The 18,727-nt window shown below is 72.3% G+C and carries 18 protein-coding genes; all 18 read left to right on the top strand.

From position 1 onward, the window contains the following. Positions 1-315: 315 nt before the first annotated feature. Positions 316-1,419: an XdhC/CoxI family protein gene (locus VGT06_11245; protein ID HEV8663697.1), complete on the top strand. Its 1,104-nt coding sequence runs from the start codon at positions 316-318 to the stop codon at positions 1,417-1,419. 154 nt (positions 1,420-1,573) lie between these two features. Then, a complete protein-coding gene (gene lipA, locus VGT06_11240; protein ID HEV8663696.1) occupies positions 1,574-2,509 on the top strand; it encodes a lipoyl synthase in 936 nt (311 codons plus the stop codon). Positions 2,510-2,616: 107 nt separating this feature from the next. Further along, entirely contained in the window at positions 2,617-3,618 is a 1,002-nt protein-coding gene (gene pdhA, locus VGT06_11235) for a pyruvate dehydrogenase (acetyl-transferring) E1 component subunit alpha (GenBank protein HEV8663695.1), read from the top strand. A 15-nt stretch (positions 3,619-3,633) separates the two neighbouring features. After that, entirely contained in the window at positions 3,634-4,611 is a 978-nt protein-coding gene (locus VGT06_11230) for an alpha-ketoacid dehydrogenase subunit beta (protein HEV8663694.1), read from the top strand. Between the two features lie 15 nt (positions 4,612-4,626). After that, positions 4,627-5,907, top strand: coding sequence for a dihydrolipoamide acetyltransferase family protein (locus VGT06_11225; protein HEV8663693.1), 1,281 nt, complete (start codon positions 4,627-4,629; stop codon positions 5,905-5,907). A 43-nt stretch (positions 5,908-5,950) separates the two neighbouring features. Next, positions 5,951-7,351, top strand: a complete 1,401-nt coding sequence (gene lpdA / locus VGT06_11220) for a dihydrolipoyl dehydrogenase (GenBank protein HEV8663692.1) — start codon at positions 5,951-5,953, stop codon at positions 7,349-7,351. 25 nt (positions 7,352-7,376) lie between these two features. Continuing rightward, positions 7,377-8,078, top strand: a complete 702-nt coding sequence (gene lipB / locus VGT06_11215) for a lipoyl(octanoyl) transferase LipB (protein HEV8663691.1) — start codon at positions 7,377-7,379, stop codon at positions 8,076-8,078. Continuing rightward, on the top strand, positions 8,075-8,839 hold the full coding sequence (locus tag VGT06_11210; protein HEV8663690.1) for a TVP38/TMEM64 family protein: 765 nt from the start codon (positions 8,075-8,077) through the stop codon (positions 8,837-8,839). Before lipB ends, VGT06_11210 begins: the two co-directional genes overlap by 4 nt. Further along, positions 8,826-9,290: a cyclic nucleotide-binding domain-containing protein gene (locus tag VGT06_11205; protein HEV8663689.1), complete on the top strand. Its 465-nt coding sequence runs from the start codon at positions 8,826-8,828 to the stop codon at positions 9,288-9,290. Before VGT06_11210 ends, VGT06_11205 begins: the two co-directional genes overlap by 14 nt. Before the next feature lie 2 nt (positions 9,291-9,292). Then, on the top strand, positions 9,293-10,525 hold the full coding sequence (locus VGT06_11200; protein HEV8663688.1) for an MFS transporter: 1,233 nt from the start codon (positions 9,293-9,295) through the stop codon (positions 10,523-10,525). Positions 10,526-10,577: 52 nt separating this feature from the next. Then, the gene (locus VGT06_11195) at positions 10,578-12,602 is read left to right on the top strand and encodes a hydantoinase/oxoprolinase family protein (GenBank protein ID HEV8663687.1); all 2,025 of its coding nucleotides are present in this window, start codon (positions 10,578-10,580) and stop codon (positions 12,600-12,602) included. Then, the gene (locus VGT06_11190) at positions 12,592-14,322 is read left to right on the top strand and encodes a hydantoinase B/oxoprolinase family protein (protein HEV8663686.1); all 1,731 of its coding nucleotides are present in this window, start codon (positions 12,592-12,594) and stop codon (positions 14,320-14,322) included. The genes VGT06_11195 and VGT06_11190 overlap by 11 nt, the downstream gene beginning before the upstream one ends. A 195-nt stretch (positions 14,323-14,517) precedes the next feature. Further along, on the top strand, positions 14,518-14,679 hold the full coding sequence (locus VGT06_11185) for a hypothetical protein (GenBank protein ID HEV8663685.1): 162 nt from the start codon (positions 14,518-14,520) through the stop codon (positions 14,677-14,679). Positions 14,680-14,735: 56 nt separating this feature from the next. Next, positions 14,736-15,308, top strand: a complete 573-nt coding sequence (locus tag VGT06_11180; GenBank protein HEV8663684.1) for a TlpA disulfide reductase family protein — start codon at positions 14,736-14,738, stop codon at positions 15,306-15,308. An 8-nt stretch (positions 15,309-15,316) separates the two neighbouring features. Then, a complete protein-coding gene (locus VGT06_11175; protein HEV8663683.1) occupies positions 15,317-16,063 on the top strand; it encodes a cytochrome c biogenesis protein CcdA in 747 nt (248 codons plus the stop codon). Beyond that, positions 16,042-16,767 (top strand): hypothetical protein, encoded by a 726-nt coding sequence (locus tag VGT06_11170; protein HEV8663682.1) that lies wholly within the window; start codon positions 16,042-16,044, stop codon positions 16,765-16,767. The genes VGT06_11175 and VGT06_11170 overlap by 22 nt, the downstream gene beginning before the upstream one ends. Positions 16,768-16,785: 18 nt before the next feature. After that, positions 16,786-18,276 carry a UDP-N-acetylmuramoyl-L-alanyl-D-glutamate--2,6-diaminopimelate ligase gene (locus tag VGT06_11165; protein ID HEV8663681.1) on the top strand — a complete coding sequence of 497 codons (1,491 nt, stop codon included), beginning with the start codon at positions 16,786-16,788 and terminating at the stop codon, positions 18,274-18,276. 1 nt (position 18,277) lies between these two features. Continuing rightward, on the top strand, positions 18,278-18,727 hold a 450-nt coding region (locus tag VGT06_11160; protein HEV8663680.1), incomplete at its 3' end, for a kelch repeat-containing protein.

The raw sequence follows: 18,727 nt of genomic DNA, 5'->3' as shown, positions 1-18,727 counted from the left end.
TGTCCCACAATTTATCTCGTTTGTATTAGTTGGGGCAGGCCCCGGTCATCTTACCTTGCAAAACACCTTGTTCCCGTTCCGGGTTCCCGCCCGCTTCCGTGTCTGTGCCTTCGCGGCTACGTCGAGTGCTCGGCTCAGACGCCCACGTCCGATTCCGCAGCTCACTTCCGGGGCCGCTGGCTGCAAGGCGGGTCCCTCTACGGTGTGAACTGGCGCGACGTTGACCGCCGTCTCCCCCTGGGCTAGAGTGCTTCCAGGCCGGCCGCGGGCGGCCCCGGCGTGCCGCGGCGCATCGCCAAGCCGGCCGTACCTCCCATGAGCACCCTCTACCAGGATCTCGTGGAACTTCTCTCCCGCCAGGAAGCGGTAGCGGTGGCAACCGTCATCGCCTCCCGGGGCTCGACGCCGCGCGAGGTGGGGGCGAAGATGGTCATTCTGGACGACGGGCGGATCCTGGGGACCGTGGGGGGCGGCTGCGGGGAGGCCCAGGTCCTGTGGGAGGGAGTCCGGGTCCTGCGGGAGGGTCGGCCGCGCCTGACGGAGGTGGATCTCACGGGTGTGATTGACGACGAGAGCCCGACGAACTGCGGCGGGATCATGGAGATCTTCATTGACCGCCTGAGCTCGGCCGAACGCCCGGGCGCGGGGCTGCCCGCCGCCGAGGCGGTGGCGGCGGCCCGGGATGCCCTGGCCGCCCGCCGGCGGCTTGCCCTGGTGAGCATCGTCGCCGCCCCAGCCGCCTCCCCCATCCCCGCCGGGACGCGCTTCGGCGTCACCGAGGAAGGGATGCTCCTCGGAAGGGGGCTCGACCCCGCCTTCGGCGAGGCTGTCCTGGCGGCCGCGAAGGACGCCCTCGCCAGCGGCCGGAGTCGCCGACTGCGCCTCCCGGCCGCGGGGGCGGTCCCCGCGGTGGAGGCGTTCGTGGAGACGGTCTTGCCCCAACCCGAGCTCCTCATCGTCGGGGCGGGTCACATCGCCGTGCCGCTGGCGCGGATGGCGAAGTCCCTGGACCTCCGGGTGGTCGTCCTGGACGACCGGGCGGCCTTCGCCAACCCGGAGCGCTTCCCCGAGGCGGACCAGGTCATCGCCGCGAACATCCCGGCCACGATCAAGGGCTATCCCTTGACTCCTGACACCCACCTGGTGCTCGTCACCCGCGGCCATCAGCTCGACCAGGAGGCGCTGAAGCTCGCCATCCAGGCCCCGGTCGCCTACATCGGGATGATCGGGAGCAAGCGCCGGGTCCGGGCGGTCCTGGACCACCTGCGCCGCCACGGCGTCCCCGAGGAGCGCCTGGCCGCCGTCCACGCCCCGATCGGCCTCCCCATCGGCGCGGAGACCCCGGCCGAGATCGCGCTCAGCATCCTGGCCGAGATCGTGGCGGTCCGCCGCGCCAGCCGCCGCCGGCCTCCCCGCTGAGCCGTCCCTCCCATCGGGGATTGCCTAGACAGCCCCCAGACGCTATGTTAGTGGTATCGGGAGACTTCTTCCCTTTCCGCGGGATGCCCTGGCGAACGAATTGCAGGGGCTTGGGACGGCCGATCCTGTGCCCCTGCGCCCCCGGGAGGAGCGGATGACCGAGCTTCCCCTCCTGACGCCCACCCCCCCCCGCTGGCGGACCGCCCGGGCCCCCGTCATCCCCGGCCCCGTTCGCAAGCCGGAGTGGCTGAAGGTCCGGGCCCCCGGCGGTCCCAACTACATGCGCCTGAAGGGCCTCCTCCGGACCTTGCGGCTCCACACCGTCTGCGAGGAGGCCCACTGCCCCAACATCGGGGAGTGCTTCGAGGACCTCACGGCTACCTTCATGATCCTGGGGGATACCTGCACGCGCCAGTGCGCGTTCTGCGCGGTGACCCACGGGAAGCCGACGGAGCTGGACCTGGAGGAACCCCTCCGGGTGGCGGAGGCGGTGAGGACCCTCGGCCTCAAGCATGCCGTCGTGACGTCGGTGAACCGGGACGAGCTGGCGGACGGCGGTGCCGGCATCTTCGCCGCCACGATCCGCGAGATCCGGCAGGCCGCCCCCGATTGCACCGTGGAGGTCCTGATTCCCGATTTCCGCGGGAACTGGGATGCCCTCGCGGCCATCATGGCCGAGCGCCCCGAGATCCTGAACCACAACATGGAGACGGTGCCGCGCCTCTACCGGGAGGTCCGGCCGGGGGCGCAGTACGCGCGCTCCCTCGAGCTGCTCCACCGGGCGAAGGCCCTGGCGCCGGAGGGGCTGACGAAGTCGGGCATCATCCTCGGCTTCGGCGAGACGCGGGAGGAGCTGCTTGCCGTGATGGCGGATCTCCGAGGGATCGCCTGCGATATCCTGACGCTGGGCCAGTACCTCAGGCCCTCGACCCGGCACATCCCTATCACCCGCTTCTACCGGCCCGAGGAGTTTGACGAGCTGAAGCGGGAGGGGGAGAGGCTGGGCTTCCGGTGGGTGGAGGCCGGACCGTTGGTTCGGTCCAGCTACCACGCCCGGGGCCAGACGCAGCTCCTCCCCGCGGCGCGCTGATGGCCCGCCGGCTCCGCCCGCGGGGGAAGGCCGGCCAGGCGGCTCCAGCGGCCCGCAAGGTACGCAGCCCCCGCCCCGCCCCCGCTGCCGTGCGCAAGGAGCGCTCCATGGCAGATGCAGCCGTCACCGCCAAGGGGATCCCCCGCGACGTGGACAAGCCCGCAGCGGTGGACCTCCTCCGGCAGATGCTCCTGATCCGGAACTTCGAGGACAAGGCGGCCGAGATGTACGCCAAGGGCAAGATCGGGGGCTTCCTCCACCTGTACAACGGGGAGGAGGCGGTGGCAGTGGGGGCCATCTCCGTGCTCCGCAAGGAGGACCTGGTCGTCACCCACTATCGGGACCACGGGCACGCCCTGGCCAAGGGGTCGGACCCGGGCCGCTGCATGGCCGAGCTGTTCGGCAAGGCCACCGGCCTCTGCAAGGGGAAGGGCGGCTCCATGCACTTCTGCGACGCCTCGGTGGGGATCCTGGGCGGCTACGCGATCGTGGCCGGCCATCTCCCCCTCGCCACCGGGCTGGCCTTTGCCTTCCAGTACCAGGGAAAGGACAATGTCGTCCTCTGCTTCTTCGGGGATGGCGCCACCAACGGCGGGGACTTCCACGAGGCGCTGAACCTGTCCAGCCTCTGGAAGCTCCCGGTCGTCTTCATCTGCGAGAACAACCTCTACGGGATGGGGACCGCCCTCCGGAAGGCCTCGGCCCTCCTCGACATCCACAAGAAGGCGGCCGCGTACGACATGCCCGGGGAGCGGGTGGACGGGATGGATGTCTTCGCCGTGCGGGAGGCGACGGCCCGCGCCGTCGCCGCCGCCCGCGCAGGCGAGGGGCCGACGCTGCTCGAGGCCCTCTGCTACCGCTTCCGCGGCCACTCGATGGCCGACCCGGTCCTCTACCGGGGGAAGGAGGAGGAGCACGTCTGGCGGGCGCGGGATCCCATCACCACGCTGCGGGCCCGCCTGGAGGCAGAGGGGGTTCTCAGCACCGAGGAGTACGAGGCCCTGGAGCGGGAGGTCACTACCCGGATCGAGGAGGCGGTTCGCTTCGCCGAAGGAAGCCCGGAGCCGGCCCCCGAGGAGCTCTACACCGATGTCTACGCGCGGCCCTGATCCCGGAGGGACCCTGTGCCGGTAGTCACGTTCCGTGAGGCCGTGGCCGAGGTCCTCCGGGAGGAGATGCGGCGGGACCCTCGCATCTTCCTCCTGGGGGAAGACATCGTGGACTACGGCGGGACCTACGGCGTGACCCGAGGGTTCGCCGAGGAGTTCGGGGAGAAGCGGGTGAAAGACACCCCCATCGCCGAATCGGTGATCATCGGGGCAGCGGTCGGGGCGGCCATGGGGGGCCTCCGGCCCGTCGCCGAGCTGATGAACATCAACTTCGCCATGCAGGCGATGGACCAGATCGTCAACTCGGCCGCGAAGGTCCGCTACATGTTCGGGGGACAGACGAGCGCGCCGGTGGTCATCCGGACGGCCGGGGGCTCCGGGGTGCAGCTCGCGGCGACCCACTCCCAGAACTTCGAGGTCTACTTCGCCCACATGCCCGGGCTCAAGGTGGCCATCCCGGCCACGCCGAAAGACGCGAAAGGGCTCCTCACCACCTGCATCCGGGGGGAGGACCCGGTCCTCTTCGTGGAGCACGCGGCCCTCTACGGGACCCGGGGGGAGGTGCCGGAGGGGGAGCTCCTGATCCCGCTCGGCCAGGCGGAGGTGAAGCGGGCGGGGAAAGATTTAACCCTGATCTCCTACTCGCGGATGCTCCTGCTGGTCCTGGAGGCGGCGAGCCGCCTGGGCAAGGAGGGCATCGAGGCGGAGGTGGTGGACCTCCGGTCCCTCCGGCCGCTCGACGTGGCCACGATTGTCACCTCGGTCCGGAAGACCAACCGCGCCCTGATCGTCGAGGAGGACTGGTACTCCTTCGGCGTGGGGGCCGAGGTGGCCGCCCGGATCCAGGAGGAAGCCTTCGACGACCTGGATGCGCCGGTGATGCGGGTCGCCGTGGAGGAGGTTCCGCTTCCCTACGCCAAGAACCTCGAGAAGCTGGCCATCCCCAACGTGGACCGGATCATCGCCGGGGTGAAGCGGCTGCTCGGGCGCTGAGCGGGGAGGGACAGGGTGGCGACGGAAGTGGTGATGCCGAAGCTCGGCGCGGACATGCAGGAGGGGAAGATCGTCCGCTGGCTCAAGAAGGAGGGGGACCCCGTCAAGAAGGGCGAGATCATCGCCGAGGTGGAGACCGACAAGGCCGACATCGAGATGGAAGCCTACGCCTCCGGGGTCCTGCGGAAGATCCTCACTCCCGCGGGCCAGGTGGCCCCCGTGGGGACCCCGGTCGCGGTGATCGCCGACGAGGGAGAGGACGTCTCGGCCCTGGTGGCGGGCCGGGCCCCGGAGGCCGCAGCCGTCCCGGCCGCCGCGCCGGCTCCCAAGGCGGCGGCGCCTGCCCCGGCCCGCGATGAAGGCGGGGCGCCCGGGCGCGTGAAGGCCTCCCCCCTCGCTCGAAAGTTAGCCCGGGCGCGGGGCGTGGACCTGCGCCTGGTCCAGGGGAGTGGCCCGGGCGGCCGGGTCGTCCGGGCCGACATCGAGCAGGCCGCGGCCGCCGCGCCGGCGGCAGCCGTCACTGCGCCCCGCCCGGCGGTTGCCCCGCCCCGCCCCGCCCCGGCCCCCGCTCCGCCGGCTGCCCCGGCGATCCCCGCTGTGGCTGCTGCGGCCGCCGCCGGCGAGGCCATCCCGCTTACGCCTATCCGGCGCGCCATTGCCACCCGGATGGTCCAGAGCAAGGCCCCGGTCCCGCACTTCTACCTGACGCTCGATGCCGACATGACGCGGGCCCAGGAGCTCCGGGCCTCCCTGAACGCCCACGATGAGAGCCTGAAGCTCTCCTTCACCGACATTCTGCTCAAGGCGTGCGCCCTCACGCTCCCGAAGCACCCCTACGTGAACGCCTCCTTCGCCGGGGACAAGATCCAGTTCCACCGGGAGGTACACGTGGGGATCGCAGTCGCCCTGGAGGACGGCCTGATCACGCCGGTCCTGCGGGACGTGGACAAAAAGGGGCTTCCGGAGATCGCGCGGGCCGCCCGGGATCTGGCGGAGCGGGCCCGGAACCGGAAGATGAAGGCCGAGGAGCTCTCGGGGGCCACCTTTACGATCTCCAATCTGGGGATGTTCGGGATCGAGGAGTTCTCCGCCATCATCGTTCCCCCCGAAGCGGCCATCCTGGCGGTGGGGGCGATCCAGCAGGTGCCGACCGCCGAAGAGGGGCGGGTCGCCGTCCGCCCGCGGATGCGGATGACCCTCTCCTGCGACCACCGGGTGATTGATGGAGCCACGGGGGCCCGCTTCCTGGCCGACCTGAAGAAACTCCTGGAGGCCCCCTACCCACTCCTGCTCTAGCCACCCGCCCGGGGGCTTCCGGGCGGTCCTCCACGAGGAGACCATGGCTACTGCTGACCGCACCTTCGACCTTGCCGTGGTGGGCGCCGGCCCCGGCGGCTACGTGGGCGCCATCCGGGCGGCCCAGCTCGGCATGCGGGTCGCCATCGTGGAGCGGGATAAGCTGGGCGGGGTCTGCCTCAACTGGGGCTGCATCCCCACCAAGGCCCTCCTGCAGCACGCCGAGCTCCTCAACACCCTGAAGCGGGCAGAGGAGTTCGGGATCCGCTTCGACAACCTCCGGGCCGACTTCGGCAAGGCCATCCAGCGCTCCCGGCGGGCGGCCGAGCGGCTCTCCAAGGGCGTCGAGTTCCTGATGAAGAAGAACAAAGTCGCGGTCTTCGCCGGGGAGGGGAGGCTCGCGGGGAAGGGGTCCATCGAGGTCAGCGGCGCGGACGGGAAGACGGAGGGCCTGAAGGCGGCGCGCGTCCTCCTGGCGACCGGGAGCCGGCCCAAGCTCATCCCGGGCGTGGACGTGGATGGCAAGCGCGTTCTGACAAGCACCGAGGCCCTGCTGAACGAGGAAGCCCCCGCTTCCCTCATCATCATCGGGGCGGGGGCGGTGGGGGTGGAGTTCGCCGACATCTATGCGGCCTACGGCACAGCCGTCACCCTGGTGGAGATGCTCCCCACCATCCTCCCTCTGGAGGACGCCGACGTCACCGCCATCCTGCACCGGGTCTTCGAGAAGCAGGGGATCGCGATCCGGACGAAGACGGCGGTGGACGAGGTGGCGGTCGGGGCCGACGGCGTCCAGGTGGGAATCGTCCAGGAGGGGAAGCGGGAGCAGCTCCAAGCCGACGCCATCCTGGTGGCGATCGGCCGCACCCCCAACAGCAAGGTGGAGGGGCTGGACCCTCTGGGGGTCGAGGTGGACCGGGGGTTCATCACCGTGGACGACGCGATGCAGACCACGGCCGCGGGGATCTTCGCGATCGGGGACGTCACCGGCCAGCCGCTCCTGGCCCACGCCGCGATGCACGAGGGGATCGTGGCGGTGGAGCGGATGGCCGGGCTGCCGGCCCGGATGGACCGGGAGAAGGTCCCGTCCTGCACCTACTGCCACCCACAGGTGGCCAGCATCGGTCTCACCGAGGCGAAGGCGCGGGAAGCGGGGAGGAAGTTCAAGGTGGGGAAGTTCCCCTTCACCGCCAGCGGGAAGGCCCAGGCCATGGGAGAGACCGAGGGTCTGGTGAAGCTCCTGGCCGACGCGGAGACGGGGGAGATCCTGGGGGTCCACGTCGTGGGAGCGGACGCCACGGAGCTCATCGCCGAGGCCGGGCTGGCGATGGCCCTCGAGGCGACGCCCGAAGAGATCGCGGCCACGATTCATTCCCACCCGACCCTGAGCGAAGCAATGGGGGAGGCTGCGCTGGCCGCCCTGGGCCGCGCGATTCACATATGACCCTTCAAGGCACAAGGTCCCACCCGTGGACTGCCTGACGGCCCATCTCGGGCGCGTCCCCTACGCCGACGCGCTCGTCCTGATGCGGACCCTCGGGGCGGCCCGGCAGCGGGGCGAGGTCCCCGACCTGCTCCTCACGTGCGAGCATGAGCCGGTCATCACGCTCGGGCGCGGCGCGCGTCCCGAGCACCTGCTGCTGGCGCAGGAGGGCCTGGCCGCCCGGGGGATCGGCCTCTACGAGGTGGAGCGGGGGGGCGATGTCACCTACCACGGCCCCGGCCAGCTCATGCTCTACCCCATCCTCGATCTGACCCGTCACGGACGCGACCTGCACGCCTTTCTCCGGGGCCTCGAGCGGGTCCTCATCGAGACTGTCGTGGCCTTCGGGGTCTTGGCGGCGGCCCGCCCCGGCCTCACGGGGGTGTGGGTGGGGGAGGCGAAGCTCGCCTCCATCGGGATCCACGTCAGCCGCTGGGTCACCTGGCATGGCGCGGCCCTGAACGTCTCCACAGACCTGGATGCGTTCTCCTCCATCGTGCCCTGCGGCCTGGCCGGGATCCGGATGACCTCGCTCAAGGCGCTGACCGGGTGGGCCCCGCCCCTCGCCGCCGTGGCGGAGGCCTGCCACGCGCCCTTCGCCCGCCAGATGGCCTGCCACATCAGCCCCGCCGATCCCGAGACGCTCTGGGATCGCGCTGCCGCTATCCCCCAGGGCGCGACTGGATGAGGCGCTGGGCGATCTGGGGTGGCGCCGCGACCGGGGCCGCCGCCGCGGTCACACTGGCCTACCTGCACCTGCAGGGGGCTCTCTGGCCGGAACCTCTCCGCGAGCTCGGCCGCCTGGCGACCAACCGGGAGGCCCTGCGCCGCCTCCTGGAGCAGCACGGGGCCTTCGCCCCCGTCACCTTCATCCTCATCCAGGCCGCCCAGGTCGTGGCGGCGCCGGTCCCCGGGGAGCTGACCGGGTTTCTCGGCGGCTACTTCTTCGGGGTCCTCCGGGGGTTCATCTACTCCGCGATCGGCCTGACCCTCGGCTCCATCCTCGCCTTCGGCCTCGGGCACTGGCTGGGCCAGCCGTTTGTCCGCCGGCTGGTGAAGCCGGAGACCTACGAGCGCTTCGCCTTCCTGGCCGAGACCCGGGGGGTCCTCGCCGCCTTCGTGCTGTTCCTCATCCCGGGCTTCCCCAAGGACTACCTCTCCTATCTCCTGGGTGTGAGCCCCATGCGCTTCCTCCCCTTCCTCCTCGTGTGCGGGCTCGGGCGGATGCCCGGGACCTATCTCCTCTCGCTCCAGGGAGACCGGGTGGGGGGCCGGGCCTACCTGCAGGGGCTCATCATCCTGACGGCCCTGGCAGTCCTGTCCGTGGTCGGCTATCTCACCCGAGGCCACATCTTTGCCTGGGCCAGGAACCCGACGGGGAGCTCCGCGGAGGGGGCACCCCCCGCCAAGCCTGCAGCCACCACCGGAGGGGACGATGGACGCCGCTAAGCTCCTCCGGCAGATCCCGCTCTTCAAGGAGTGCAGAGAGGCTGACCTGGGCCGCCTCGCCGCCATCTGCGAGGAGGAGGTCCACCCGGAGGGGCGGGTCATCTTCCGGGAAGGGGAGACCGGGGACGCCCTGTACGCGGTCCTGGAGGGAACGGTCCGGATCAGCAAGTTGATCCCGAGGGTGGGGGAGGAGGCGATGGCCTTCCTCGAGGAGGGGGGGCACTTCGGCGAGATGGCCCTCCTGGATGAGGCGCCCCGCTCGGCCACCGCCATCGCCCACACCGACTGCCGCCTCCTGATCATCCGGAAGACGGTCTTCCTGGATCTCCTGAAGGATGAGGCCCTGGCGCGACAGCTCCTCCTGGTCTTCTGCCGGACCCTGTCCTACCGGCTCCGGGAGACCACGGACCGGATCGTCACCCTCTTCGCGTTCGCCCGCCAGAACTGGTAGCCGTGGCCGTCCCGCCCCCGGCCGTCCCGCCCCCGCCACGCCGGGGCCGGGTCCTCCTGACCGCCTGCGCCATCCACATCCTGCACGACGGGTTCCAGAACTCGCTGTACGTCCTCTTCCCGCTCATGGCAGCGGAGCTCGGCCTCTCCTTCGCCCAGGTCGGCCTGATGAAGACCGCCTACTCCGCAGCCCTGAGCCTCTTCCAGATCCCCGCAGGGTTGCTCGCGGAAGTGGTGGGGGAGGTGTCCCTGCTCCTCGGCGGCACCGCAGCGCTCAGCGGCAGCTTCCTTCTGATCGGCATGGCCGCGGCCTACGTCCCCCTCCTCGCCGCGCTCGTCGTCGGCGGGACGGCGTCCGGCGTTCAGCACCCGCTCGGCTCCGCCCTGGTGGCGACCACCTACGAGGCGGGAGGGTGGCGCCGGGCGCTCGGCACCTACAACTTCTCCGGCGACCTGGGGAAGATCCTCCTGCCGGCCGCATCCGGCCTGCTGGCGGTCCGGTTCGGCTGGCGGGGCGCGGTTCTGGGGTTGGCAGCGGGTGGGCTCTTCGCGGTGGCCCTCCTCCTCCTGGCGGCGCGCCAGCCCCGCCCGTTCCCCAGGGGGGCTGGCCGGTCGCGGCCCCACGAGGGGATCCGGGGCTGGGGGATCACCGACCGCCGCCGCTTCGCCGCCCTGGCCGCCGTCGGGATGGTCGATGATGCCACCCGCACGGCCGTCCTCACGTTTCTCCCGTTCCTCCTGGCGGGGAAGGGGCTGTCGGCCGGGGAGGTGGGGGGTGCCCTCATGCTCCTGTTCGCCGGGGGCGCCTTCGGCAAGTTTGCCTGTGGCGCGCTGGCCGAGCGGGTCGGCGTGGCGGGGATGGTCGCCGTGACCGAGGCGCTGACCGGCCTGGGGATTCTGAGCCTGCTGTTCGTGCCCACGACCCTCCTGCCCGTCCTGCTCCCGCCCTTCGGGCTCGTGCTGAACGGGACCTCCTCGGTCCTGTACGCCACGGTCGCGGAGCTCACGGCCGTCGGACACCGGTCCAGGGTCTACGGGCTTTACTACACCATCTACCTGGGGGCCGGGGCCGTGGCTCCGGTGCTCTGGGGGCTCGTGGGCGACCGGGTGGGCCTGGCGCCGACCTGGGTCGCCATCGCCGCGGTCATCCTGGGCGCCGTGGCCCTCGCCCTTCCCCTCCGGGCGCGCCGGGGCGGGGACGAGGGCCTTGCGGGAGCGCCGGCGCCCCGCGTATGATGCCCGCGCCCGGCAGGGCGGCCGGGCCGCGGTTGCGGGGGAGAAGAGACAGATGCGCGGAGCTGTTCGCGTGGGTTTGGACGTCGGGGGGACCTTCACCGACCTGGTCTGCTGGGACGGCGGCGCCGGGCGGTTTGCCCTCCGGAAGGTGCCCACGACGCCCACGGACATCGCCGCCGGTCTCCTTGAGGCCCTGGCCGCGGCGCTCCCGCCCGGCGCCGCTCTCGCCGAAGTCGCGCACGGCACGACCGTCGCCACCAATGCCCTCCTCGAACGGAAGGGGGCGCGGGTCGGCCTCCTCACGACGGCGGGCTTCCGGGATCTGCTCGAGCTCAGGGACGGGGGCCGGCGCAGGCCCTTCGGCTGGCAGGGAGCCCACGCGCCCCTCGTCCCGCGGGCGCTGCGGCGGGAGATTCCCGAGCGGATCAGCGCGGCCGGGGCCATCCTGACGCCCCTGGGTGGAGAGGCGGTGGAGCGGGAGGCCCGGGCGCTCCTCGAGGCCGGCGTGGAGGCGGTGGCCGTGGCCTTCCTGAACGCCCACCAGAATGCCGTCCACGAGGAGGAGGCGGTTGCCCGCCTCGGGCGATGCTGGCCGAGCGTGCCCGCCATCCCTGCATCCGCCCTCACCACCGCAGCCGGAGAGTTTACCCGGACCTGCACGGCCGTCCTGAGCGCCTACCTGCACCCCCTCCTGCACCGCTACGTCCGGAGCCTGGTGGAGGGCGTGACGGGCCGGGCCGGAGGGGCGGCATTCCGGTTCATCGACTCGGCGGCGGGGAGCATGTCGCCCGAGGCGGCCGGGGCTCGCCCCCTCCTGACCCTCTTCTCCGGGCCGGCCGGTGGGCTCACGGCAGCGGCGGCTCTCGCCCGGCTCACGGGGGCGGACGCGCTCGTCTCCTGCGACATGGGGGGGACCTCGTTCGACGTCGGCGTCATCCGGCGCGGCACCCCGGATCTGGCGGCCGAGCGGGAGCTGGAGTTCGGCCTGCGGGTGGCGCTGCCGACGGTGGACGTCTCCGCCGCCGCCGCCGGCGGGGGGAGCCTGGCCTGGATCGACGAGGGGGGGCTTCTCCAGGTCGGGCCGGAGAGCGCCGGGGCGGTCCCGGGACCCGCCTGCTTCGGGCGGGGGGGCCGGAAGCCGACGGTGACCGATGCCGATCTCCTGCTGGGGCGCCTCTCGCGCGACGCGCTCACGATGGCCGAGACGCCCCTGGATCGGGCGGCGGCCCACCGGGCGTTCGTCGGTGAGATCTGCCCGACGGTTGGCGGGAGCGTGGAGGAGGCGGCGGAGGCGGTCCTCCAGCTGGCCGAGGAGAAGATGGCGGGATTCATCAGGAGGAATCTTGCGCTGAAGGGTCTCGGCCCGTCGGAGGCGACCCTGGTGGCCTTCGGTGGTGCCGGCCCGCTGCACGCCGCGGCCCTGGCGTCCCGTCTCGGGATCCGCCAGGTCCTGGTCCCCTACCTGGCGGCCGGGTTCTCGGCCCTCGGCTGCCTGCTCACGCCACCGGGGCGAACGGTCCACGTCCCGTGCAGCGTCCCCCTCGCGAGCCTGACCGAGGAGGCGATCCGGGCCCGGATCCTCCGGGCCTGCCCAGAAGTGGAGCGGGCGCCCCGGGTCCTCCTGGTCGCGGCCCTCCGTCGAGGACGCAATCCGGCGGAAACGGTGGTGACCGTCCCGTTCCCACAAGGGGCGACCGCGGGCAATCTCGCCGCCGCCTACCGGGCGGCGGTCCGGCTCCCCGGGGGGCTGGCCGACCTCCGGGACCTGGTGCTTTCCTCGCTCCTGGTCCGGACCGAGGAGGCCCACGATCCTCCCGACCTGAAGGCCGGGCTCGCCGCGACGCTGGCGGCGGCGAGGGAAACGGGAGTAGGCCGGCCGCTCCCCCCGCCGCGGGCGGTCCGGATCGGAGGCAGGGAGCTCACCGCTCCCGTTCTCCCGGTGGAGGTGATCAGTGACGAGGTCCGCGGTCCCGCCCTGGTGGAGATCCCGGGGGCCACGGTCCTGGTCCCGCCCGGCGTCCGCGGGGGGGTGGACCGCTGGGGGACCCTCGTGCTGGAGGTCTCGCGTGAGCGTTGAGGCGGGGAGGCTGGCTGCCGTCCGCGAGGGGCTGGCCCAGGCCCTGGGCCGGATGGAGGATCTCTGGAGCCGTGCCTCCTGTTCCCGGGCCGTCGCGCGGCTCCGCTGGCTCTCCTGTGGCCTCTACGGACTCGCGCAGGGGGGAATGCTGGGGAGCGGGCCCACCTCGCAGCCCTTCCTGGCCGAGGCGGGCGGCAACGCGGCCGGGGATCTCCTGCGCGTCGTGGGCGGGGCGGGGCGTGCCCTCGGAGCCGGAGATGTGTACCTGGGGAACGATCCCCGGGTCAGCGGGGCAGGACTCGACGACCTCTGCTTCCTCGCTCCGGCCTTCGCCGGGGGCACGCTGGTCGGCCTCCTGGGGATGGTAGGCTCCTACCCGACGGTCTCCCGGGGGGGAGTCCGGCGCGCGCCCGATCTGCGGTATGAGGGAACCGTCGTCCCCTGGATCCGGATCCGGGCGTCCGGGAAACCGGTGCCGGAACTGCTGGCGGTCCTGGGAGAAAACCTCGGGCTCGTGGACGCGTTCGCCGAGGAGGTCGAGCGGGTCGGCCACGTCCTGGCTGTGGGTGAGGAAGGGGTCGCGTCCCTCTGCGCGCGGTACGGGACCGAGACCTGCCTCGGCGCGCTGGATGCCCTCCGGGCCGGATGCGAGGCCGGGCTGGCTCGTCTGCTCGGCCGCCTCCCGGAGGGTCGGCCGGAGGATCCCCTCCCGCTGCCTGTCGTCGCCTACCGGCAGGGCGGCCGGATCGTTCTGGACGCGAGCGGCCTCACCCGGGCCGGCCTTGCGCCGGTGTCCCGGCCCCTGTTTCTCGCCGCGCTCCGGCTGGCGGTCAAGGAGGTGTTTCACCCCGAGGTGCCCGCCCTCCCCGGCATCGGAGGCTGGGAGGCGGACTGGGAGATTCACCTCCCTCCCGAGGCGTCGGCGGGCGGGGGGGCGGCCCCGGCCACCGTCGGCCGGTTCCTCACGGCCCAGGCGATCACGGACGCTGCCGTCGCCGCCTTCGCCGAGGTCTTCCCTCACCTGGCCCACGCGCCCGGGCCGACTGCCCTGAGCCAGCTCGACCTCCAGGGGGAGCGGGGAGACGGGAGCCGCTACGCCGCGCGGCTGTTCCTGGGCGGGGGCGCAGGCGCCTCGGTGTGGGGGGATGGTCTCCACCACACGACGCCCCTCGTGGACCCGGGCACGCTCCGACCCCTGGAGGAGGTGGAGGAGGAATATCCGGTCCGCTTCCTCCGGTTCGCCCTGCGCGAGGATTCGGCGGGACCCGGCCAGTATCGGGGGGGCGCCGGCGCCGTCCTCTCGCTTGCCCTGACCGAGGGGAGGGCCGACGTCCACGCGGTCATCGCCGGGGCAGCCCGGGGGCTCCGGGGGGGGCTGCGGGGGGCGGCGGGCAGGCTCCTCCTCGCGACGCCGAGCCGGGGGGAGCAGGCCTGGGAGGGCCCGGCGACCATCGTGCTCCCCCTGGCGGCGGGCGATCGCCTCACGCTGGAGGCCCCGGGGGGGGCGGGCTGGGGGATCCCGTACCGCCGCTCCATCATGCGGGTCGAGGAGGACGTGGCGGCGGGCCTGGTAAGCCGGCAGGCGGCCCAGCGGCAGTACGGCGTCGTGTTCGACGCCGCAGGGGCGAAGCAGGACGTCCTCACCTACCGCCTTCGCAAGTACCTCCTGAACACGCTGGCCATCGAGGATGTGGTGGCCGGTGAGACCCTCCTGGACTGAGGGTCCGCGGTTTATTCGGCTCCCCCCATGATCCAGTGGCGCAACCTCCTCGCTGACGTAACCGTCCGGCTCGTCGACGACAGCCCCCAGGGGCTGGGAGAGCGGGAGGCCCGGTTCGCCGTGACCGGGTTCCTCTGCGGCCTCTGAGCGGCCAACGTGCGCGCCGCCCTGTCAGGGCGGCCGGGGGTTGTGGCTGTGGAGGCGTCGGAGCGGACGGGGGAGGTCCGGGTCCGCTACCGGGCGGGGAGCCTCCGGCCCGAGGACCTCCTCCAGACGATCGCCGGCTGTGTGATCCTGCCCGGGACCCGCGGCCTCCTGGGTCGGCTGGGCCGCCTCTTCCAGCGGCACCGCCGGTGAGAATGGTGTGCTAGAATAGTTTTCCCCGACGGCGTGTTTATTCCGGGGGGGATGCGGTGGAGAGATTGACCCAAGGGACGCTGAGGCACCGGCTGCTCATCTTCTGCCTGCTCGCCCTGGCCTGGCTCCTCGGCGCCAGCGCCGGGCGCCCGGCGGGACCGGATCTCGGCCCTCTCCTGGACGCCATGGGCGTCCTGCCCCCGGTCAAGGAGACCGAGGCCCCCGACTTCACGCTGAGCAGCCTGGCGGGAACACCCCGACGCCTGGCCGACTTCAGGGGGCAGGTGGTCCTCATCAACTTCTGGGCCACCTGGTGTCTCCCGTGTCGGGAGGAGATGCCGGCCATGGAGCGGCTGTACCGGGAGATGCAGAACGACGGCTTCACCATCCTGGCGGTGAATTTCGCCGAGACCCCCGAGCAGGTGGAGCCCTTCGTCAAGGAGCTCCGCCTGACCTTCCCGATCCTGCTGGATCAGGAGGGGCAGGTGAGCCGCCTGTACCGCGCCTTCTCCCTCCCCACGACCTACCTGATCGACCGCCGCGGGGGGATTGTCGGCCGGATCATCGGTGCTCGGGAGTGGGACAGCGCGGACGCGAAGCGGCTGATCCGTGCCCTCAGGTCCCGCTAGGGGGAAAGATGGCGGCGGCAGACAACCTTTCCTTCCTGGTGGCGCTCGGGGCCGGCCTCCTCTCCTTTCTCTCCCCCTGCGTCCTGCCGCTCGTTCCCTCGTACCTCTCGTACCTGGCCGGGGTCTCCTTCACCGATCTGCAGTCCGGGCAGCGGGACGCCCGGACCCGCCGGGTGCTCCTGCTGAACGCCGCCTGCTTCGTCGCCGGGTTCTCGCTCGTCTTCATGGCCCTGGGGGCCTCCTTCAGCCTGCTGGGCCAGCTCTTCGCCGAATCCACGGACTGGATCCGGAAGGGGGGCGGGATCCTCATCGTCCTGTTCGGCCTCTACGTGACCGGTCTCTTCAAGGTCCCGGTCCTCATGCGCGAGTGGCGCCTGCCCCTGCCGGCCCGCCCGGCGGGGTATCTGGGCTCGGCCCTGGTGGGGATCGCCTTTGCCGCCGGCTGGACCCCCTGCGTCGGCCCCATCCTGGGGGCGATCCTCTTCCTGGCCGGGACGGCCGACACGGCCGGGACCGGCGTCCTCATGCTGGGAGCCTACTCGCTCGGCCTCGGGATCCCGTTTCTCGCGAGCGCCCTGGCCCTGGATGCCTTCCTGGGGTTCTACGGACGGTTCCGGGACTACCTGCGGATGGTGGAGGTCGCGGCGGGGATCTTCCTGGTCATCGTCGGGGTGCTCCTGTACACCAACTACATCACGGTGCTGAACGGGTACCTCATCGCCCTCACGCCCCGATGGCTCTGGGAGCGCCTCTAGGGGCCGCCCTCCTGGCCGGCGCGCTCCTCACCACTCCGGGGGGGCACGGGGGGGAGGAGCAGGGGGCAGGAGTCCTCGCCGGCCGCGTCCGCATCGTGGGGCCCGTCCCCGAGGCGGCCGCGGTGACGGTGGCGAAGGACCGGGGAACGTGCGGGGCCGCGCAAGAGGTCCGGGCATTCACGGTGGACCAGGACGGGGGGCTGGCGGAGGCGGCGGTCCTGCTCCCCGATCTGGTCGGAGCGCCGCCTGCCGCCACACCGACGCTCGACAACGTCGGGTGCCGCTTCGCGCCGGCCTTGCAGGTGGTCTCCCCCGGCGCCCTGCTCTCCATCCGCAACAGCGACCGGATCCTGCACTCGGCCCACGCCATCGATGAGCGCGGGGCGACGCGGTTCCACGTTGCCCTCCCCGTCTTCCGGGAGGAGACCCTTGCCTCCGTGGGCCCTCCCGGCTTCCTGCGCATCCGCTGCGACGTGGGACACCCCTGGATGCGCGCGGGCATCGTCGTGACCGCGGGGCCGGCCGCCATCACGGACCGCACCGGGCGATTCCGGATCCCAGGCGTCCCGGCGGGAGTCCATCGTCTCCTCCTGTGGCACGACGGGCTCGGCCTGCGGGAGCTGGCCGTGACGGTGGCGCCCGGGGAGGAGACCTGGGTCGAGTGGGAGGTGGAGGCACCCGTGCCCCGCGCGCGGGTGCCGTAGGGTGCGGGGATGGGGCCGATGCAGGAACCGTGGACCCTGGAAGCCCTGCTGGCGGCGTGTCCCGGAGCGCTCATCCGACGGGGCGGGCCGGTCCCCGTCCGGGGCATCGCCTACGACTCCCGGGACGTCCGGGAGGGGTACTGCTTCGTCTGCATCCGGGGCTTCCGGGACGATGGGCACCGCTACATCGCGGACGCCCAGAGGCGGGGCGCCGTGGCGGTGGTCGTGGAGAAGGCGGGTCCGGTCCCCGACGCCCTCGCCCTCGCCGAGGTCCCCGACGCGCGCCACGCGCTCGCCCTCATTGCCAGCCGGTTCTACCGCCATCCGTCTGAGCGGCTCACCCTGATCGGCATCACCGGGACGGAGGGGAAGACCACCACGGCCTACCTGGTGGAGGCGGTCCTGCGGGAGGCGGGAACCCGGGTCGCCATGAGCGGGACCATCGTGAGCCGCATCGGCGAGAAGGAGACACCCTCCCATTACACGACCCCGGAGTCCCTGGATCTCCAGCGGTTCCTGGCCGAGTGCGTGGCCGAGGGGGCCTCCCACGCGGTCATGGAGGTCTCCTCGCATGCCCTCGCCCTGAAGCGGGTGGCCGCCTGCGACTTCGACCTCGGCGTCTTCACGAATCTCACCTCGGACCACCTGGATCTGCACGGGCGGCTCGAAACGTACCTCGCGGCCAAGGCGTCCCTCTTCTCCAGCCTGGGGGCCTCCCCGGAACACCGGGCCATCGTCAATGCGGATGACCCGGCCAGCGAACGGATCCTGGCCGCCACGGCCTGCCCCGCGACGACGTTCGGCGTCCAGCGGGCGGCCGACCTCAGGGCGCGGGACCTCACCGCGGCCTTGGGCCAGCTCCGCCTGACCATGGAGAGTCCCCATGCGACCTTCCCCGTGACCCTGCGCCTCACCGGCTGGGTCAACGCCTACAGCGCGCTGGCCGCGGCCGGCGTCGGGCTCGCCCTGGGCATCGACCCTGCGACCATCAAGCGGGGCCTGGAAGGGGTCTCCGGCATCCCCGGCCGGTTCGAGCTGGTGGACGCCGGGCAGCCGTTCCTCGTGGTCATCGACTTCGCGCACACCACGGCGGCGCTGGAGAAGCTCCTCCGCACCACCCGGCACCTGGTCAGCGGCCGCCTCCTCACGGTCTTCGGCTGCTCCGGAGACCGGGACCGGACGAAGCGGGCGGCCATGGGGGAGGTGGCCGCTCGCCTGAGCGCGTATACCATCCTCACCAGCGATAATCCCGCCGGCGAGGATCCGGCCGGCATCGCTCGGCAGATCCAGGAGGGCGTCCGGCGGGTGGATCCCGGCGGGAACTACCACGCCATCATCCTCGACCGGGCCGAGGCGATCGCGGCCGCCTGCGCGCGCGCCCGGCCGGGGGATGCGGTCCTCCTCGCCGGGAAGGGGCACGAGCCGTATCAAATTCTGGCGCACGGCCGCGTGCCCTGGAGCGAGCGCGAGGCGGCGCTGGCCGCCCTGCGCCTGCCGGGGAGGGGCTGAGATGGCTCGGCGGCTCCCGCGTCTCCTCGTGGCCGTGAGCCTCCTGCTTGCGCTGACGGCCCCCCTGCTGGCCGCGAGCCTCACCGGGCGCTGGGAGCGCCGGGCCCCGATGCGGGCGGCCCGCTCTGAGGTAGCGGCCGCGGCCGCCGGTGGGCGACTGTACGTGGTCGGGGGCTTCGGCTCGGGTGGGGACGTGGTGGAGGAGTACGATCCGGCGGCGGACGCGTGGCGGCAACGGGCGTCGCTGCCGGCTGCCGTCCATCACCCGGCGGCCGCGAGTCTGGACGGGACGCTCTACGTGCTCGGCGGCTACCGGGACGGCTGGGCGCCCGTCGCCGATGTGTTGGCCTATGATCCGAGCACCGACCGCTGGATGCGGCGGGCCTCGATGCCCACCCCTCGCGGCGCCCTGGCAGCGGCGGTGCTGGAGGGAAAGATCTACGCGGTGGGA

The organism is Candidatus Methylomirabilis sp. (assembly GCA_036000645.1).
Lineage (GTDB): Bacteria > Methylomirabilota > Methylomirabilia > Methylomirabilales > JACPAU01 > JACPAU01.
The sequence above is the reverse complement of the archived record's forward strand: the minus strand, read 5'-3'. Positions and strand labels throughout refer to the sequence as shown.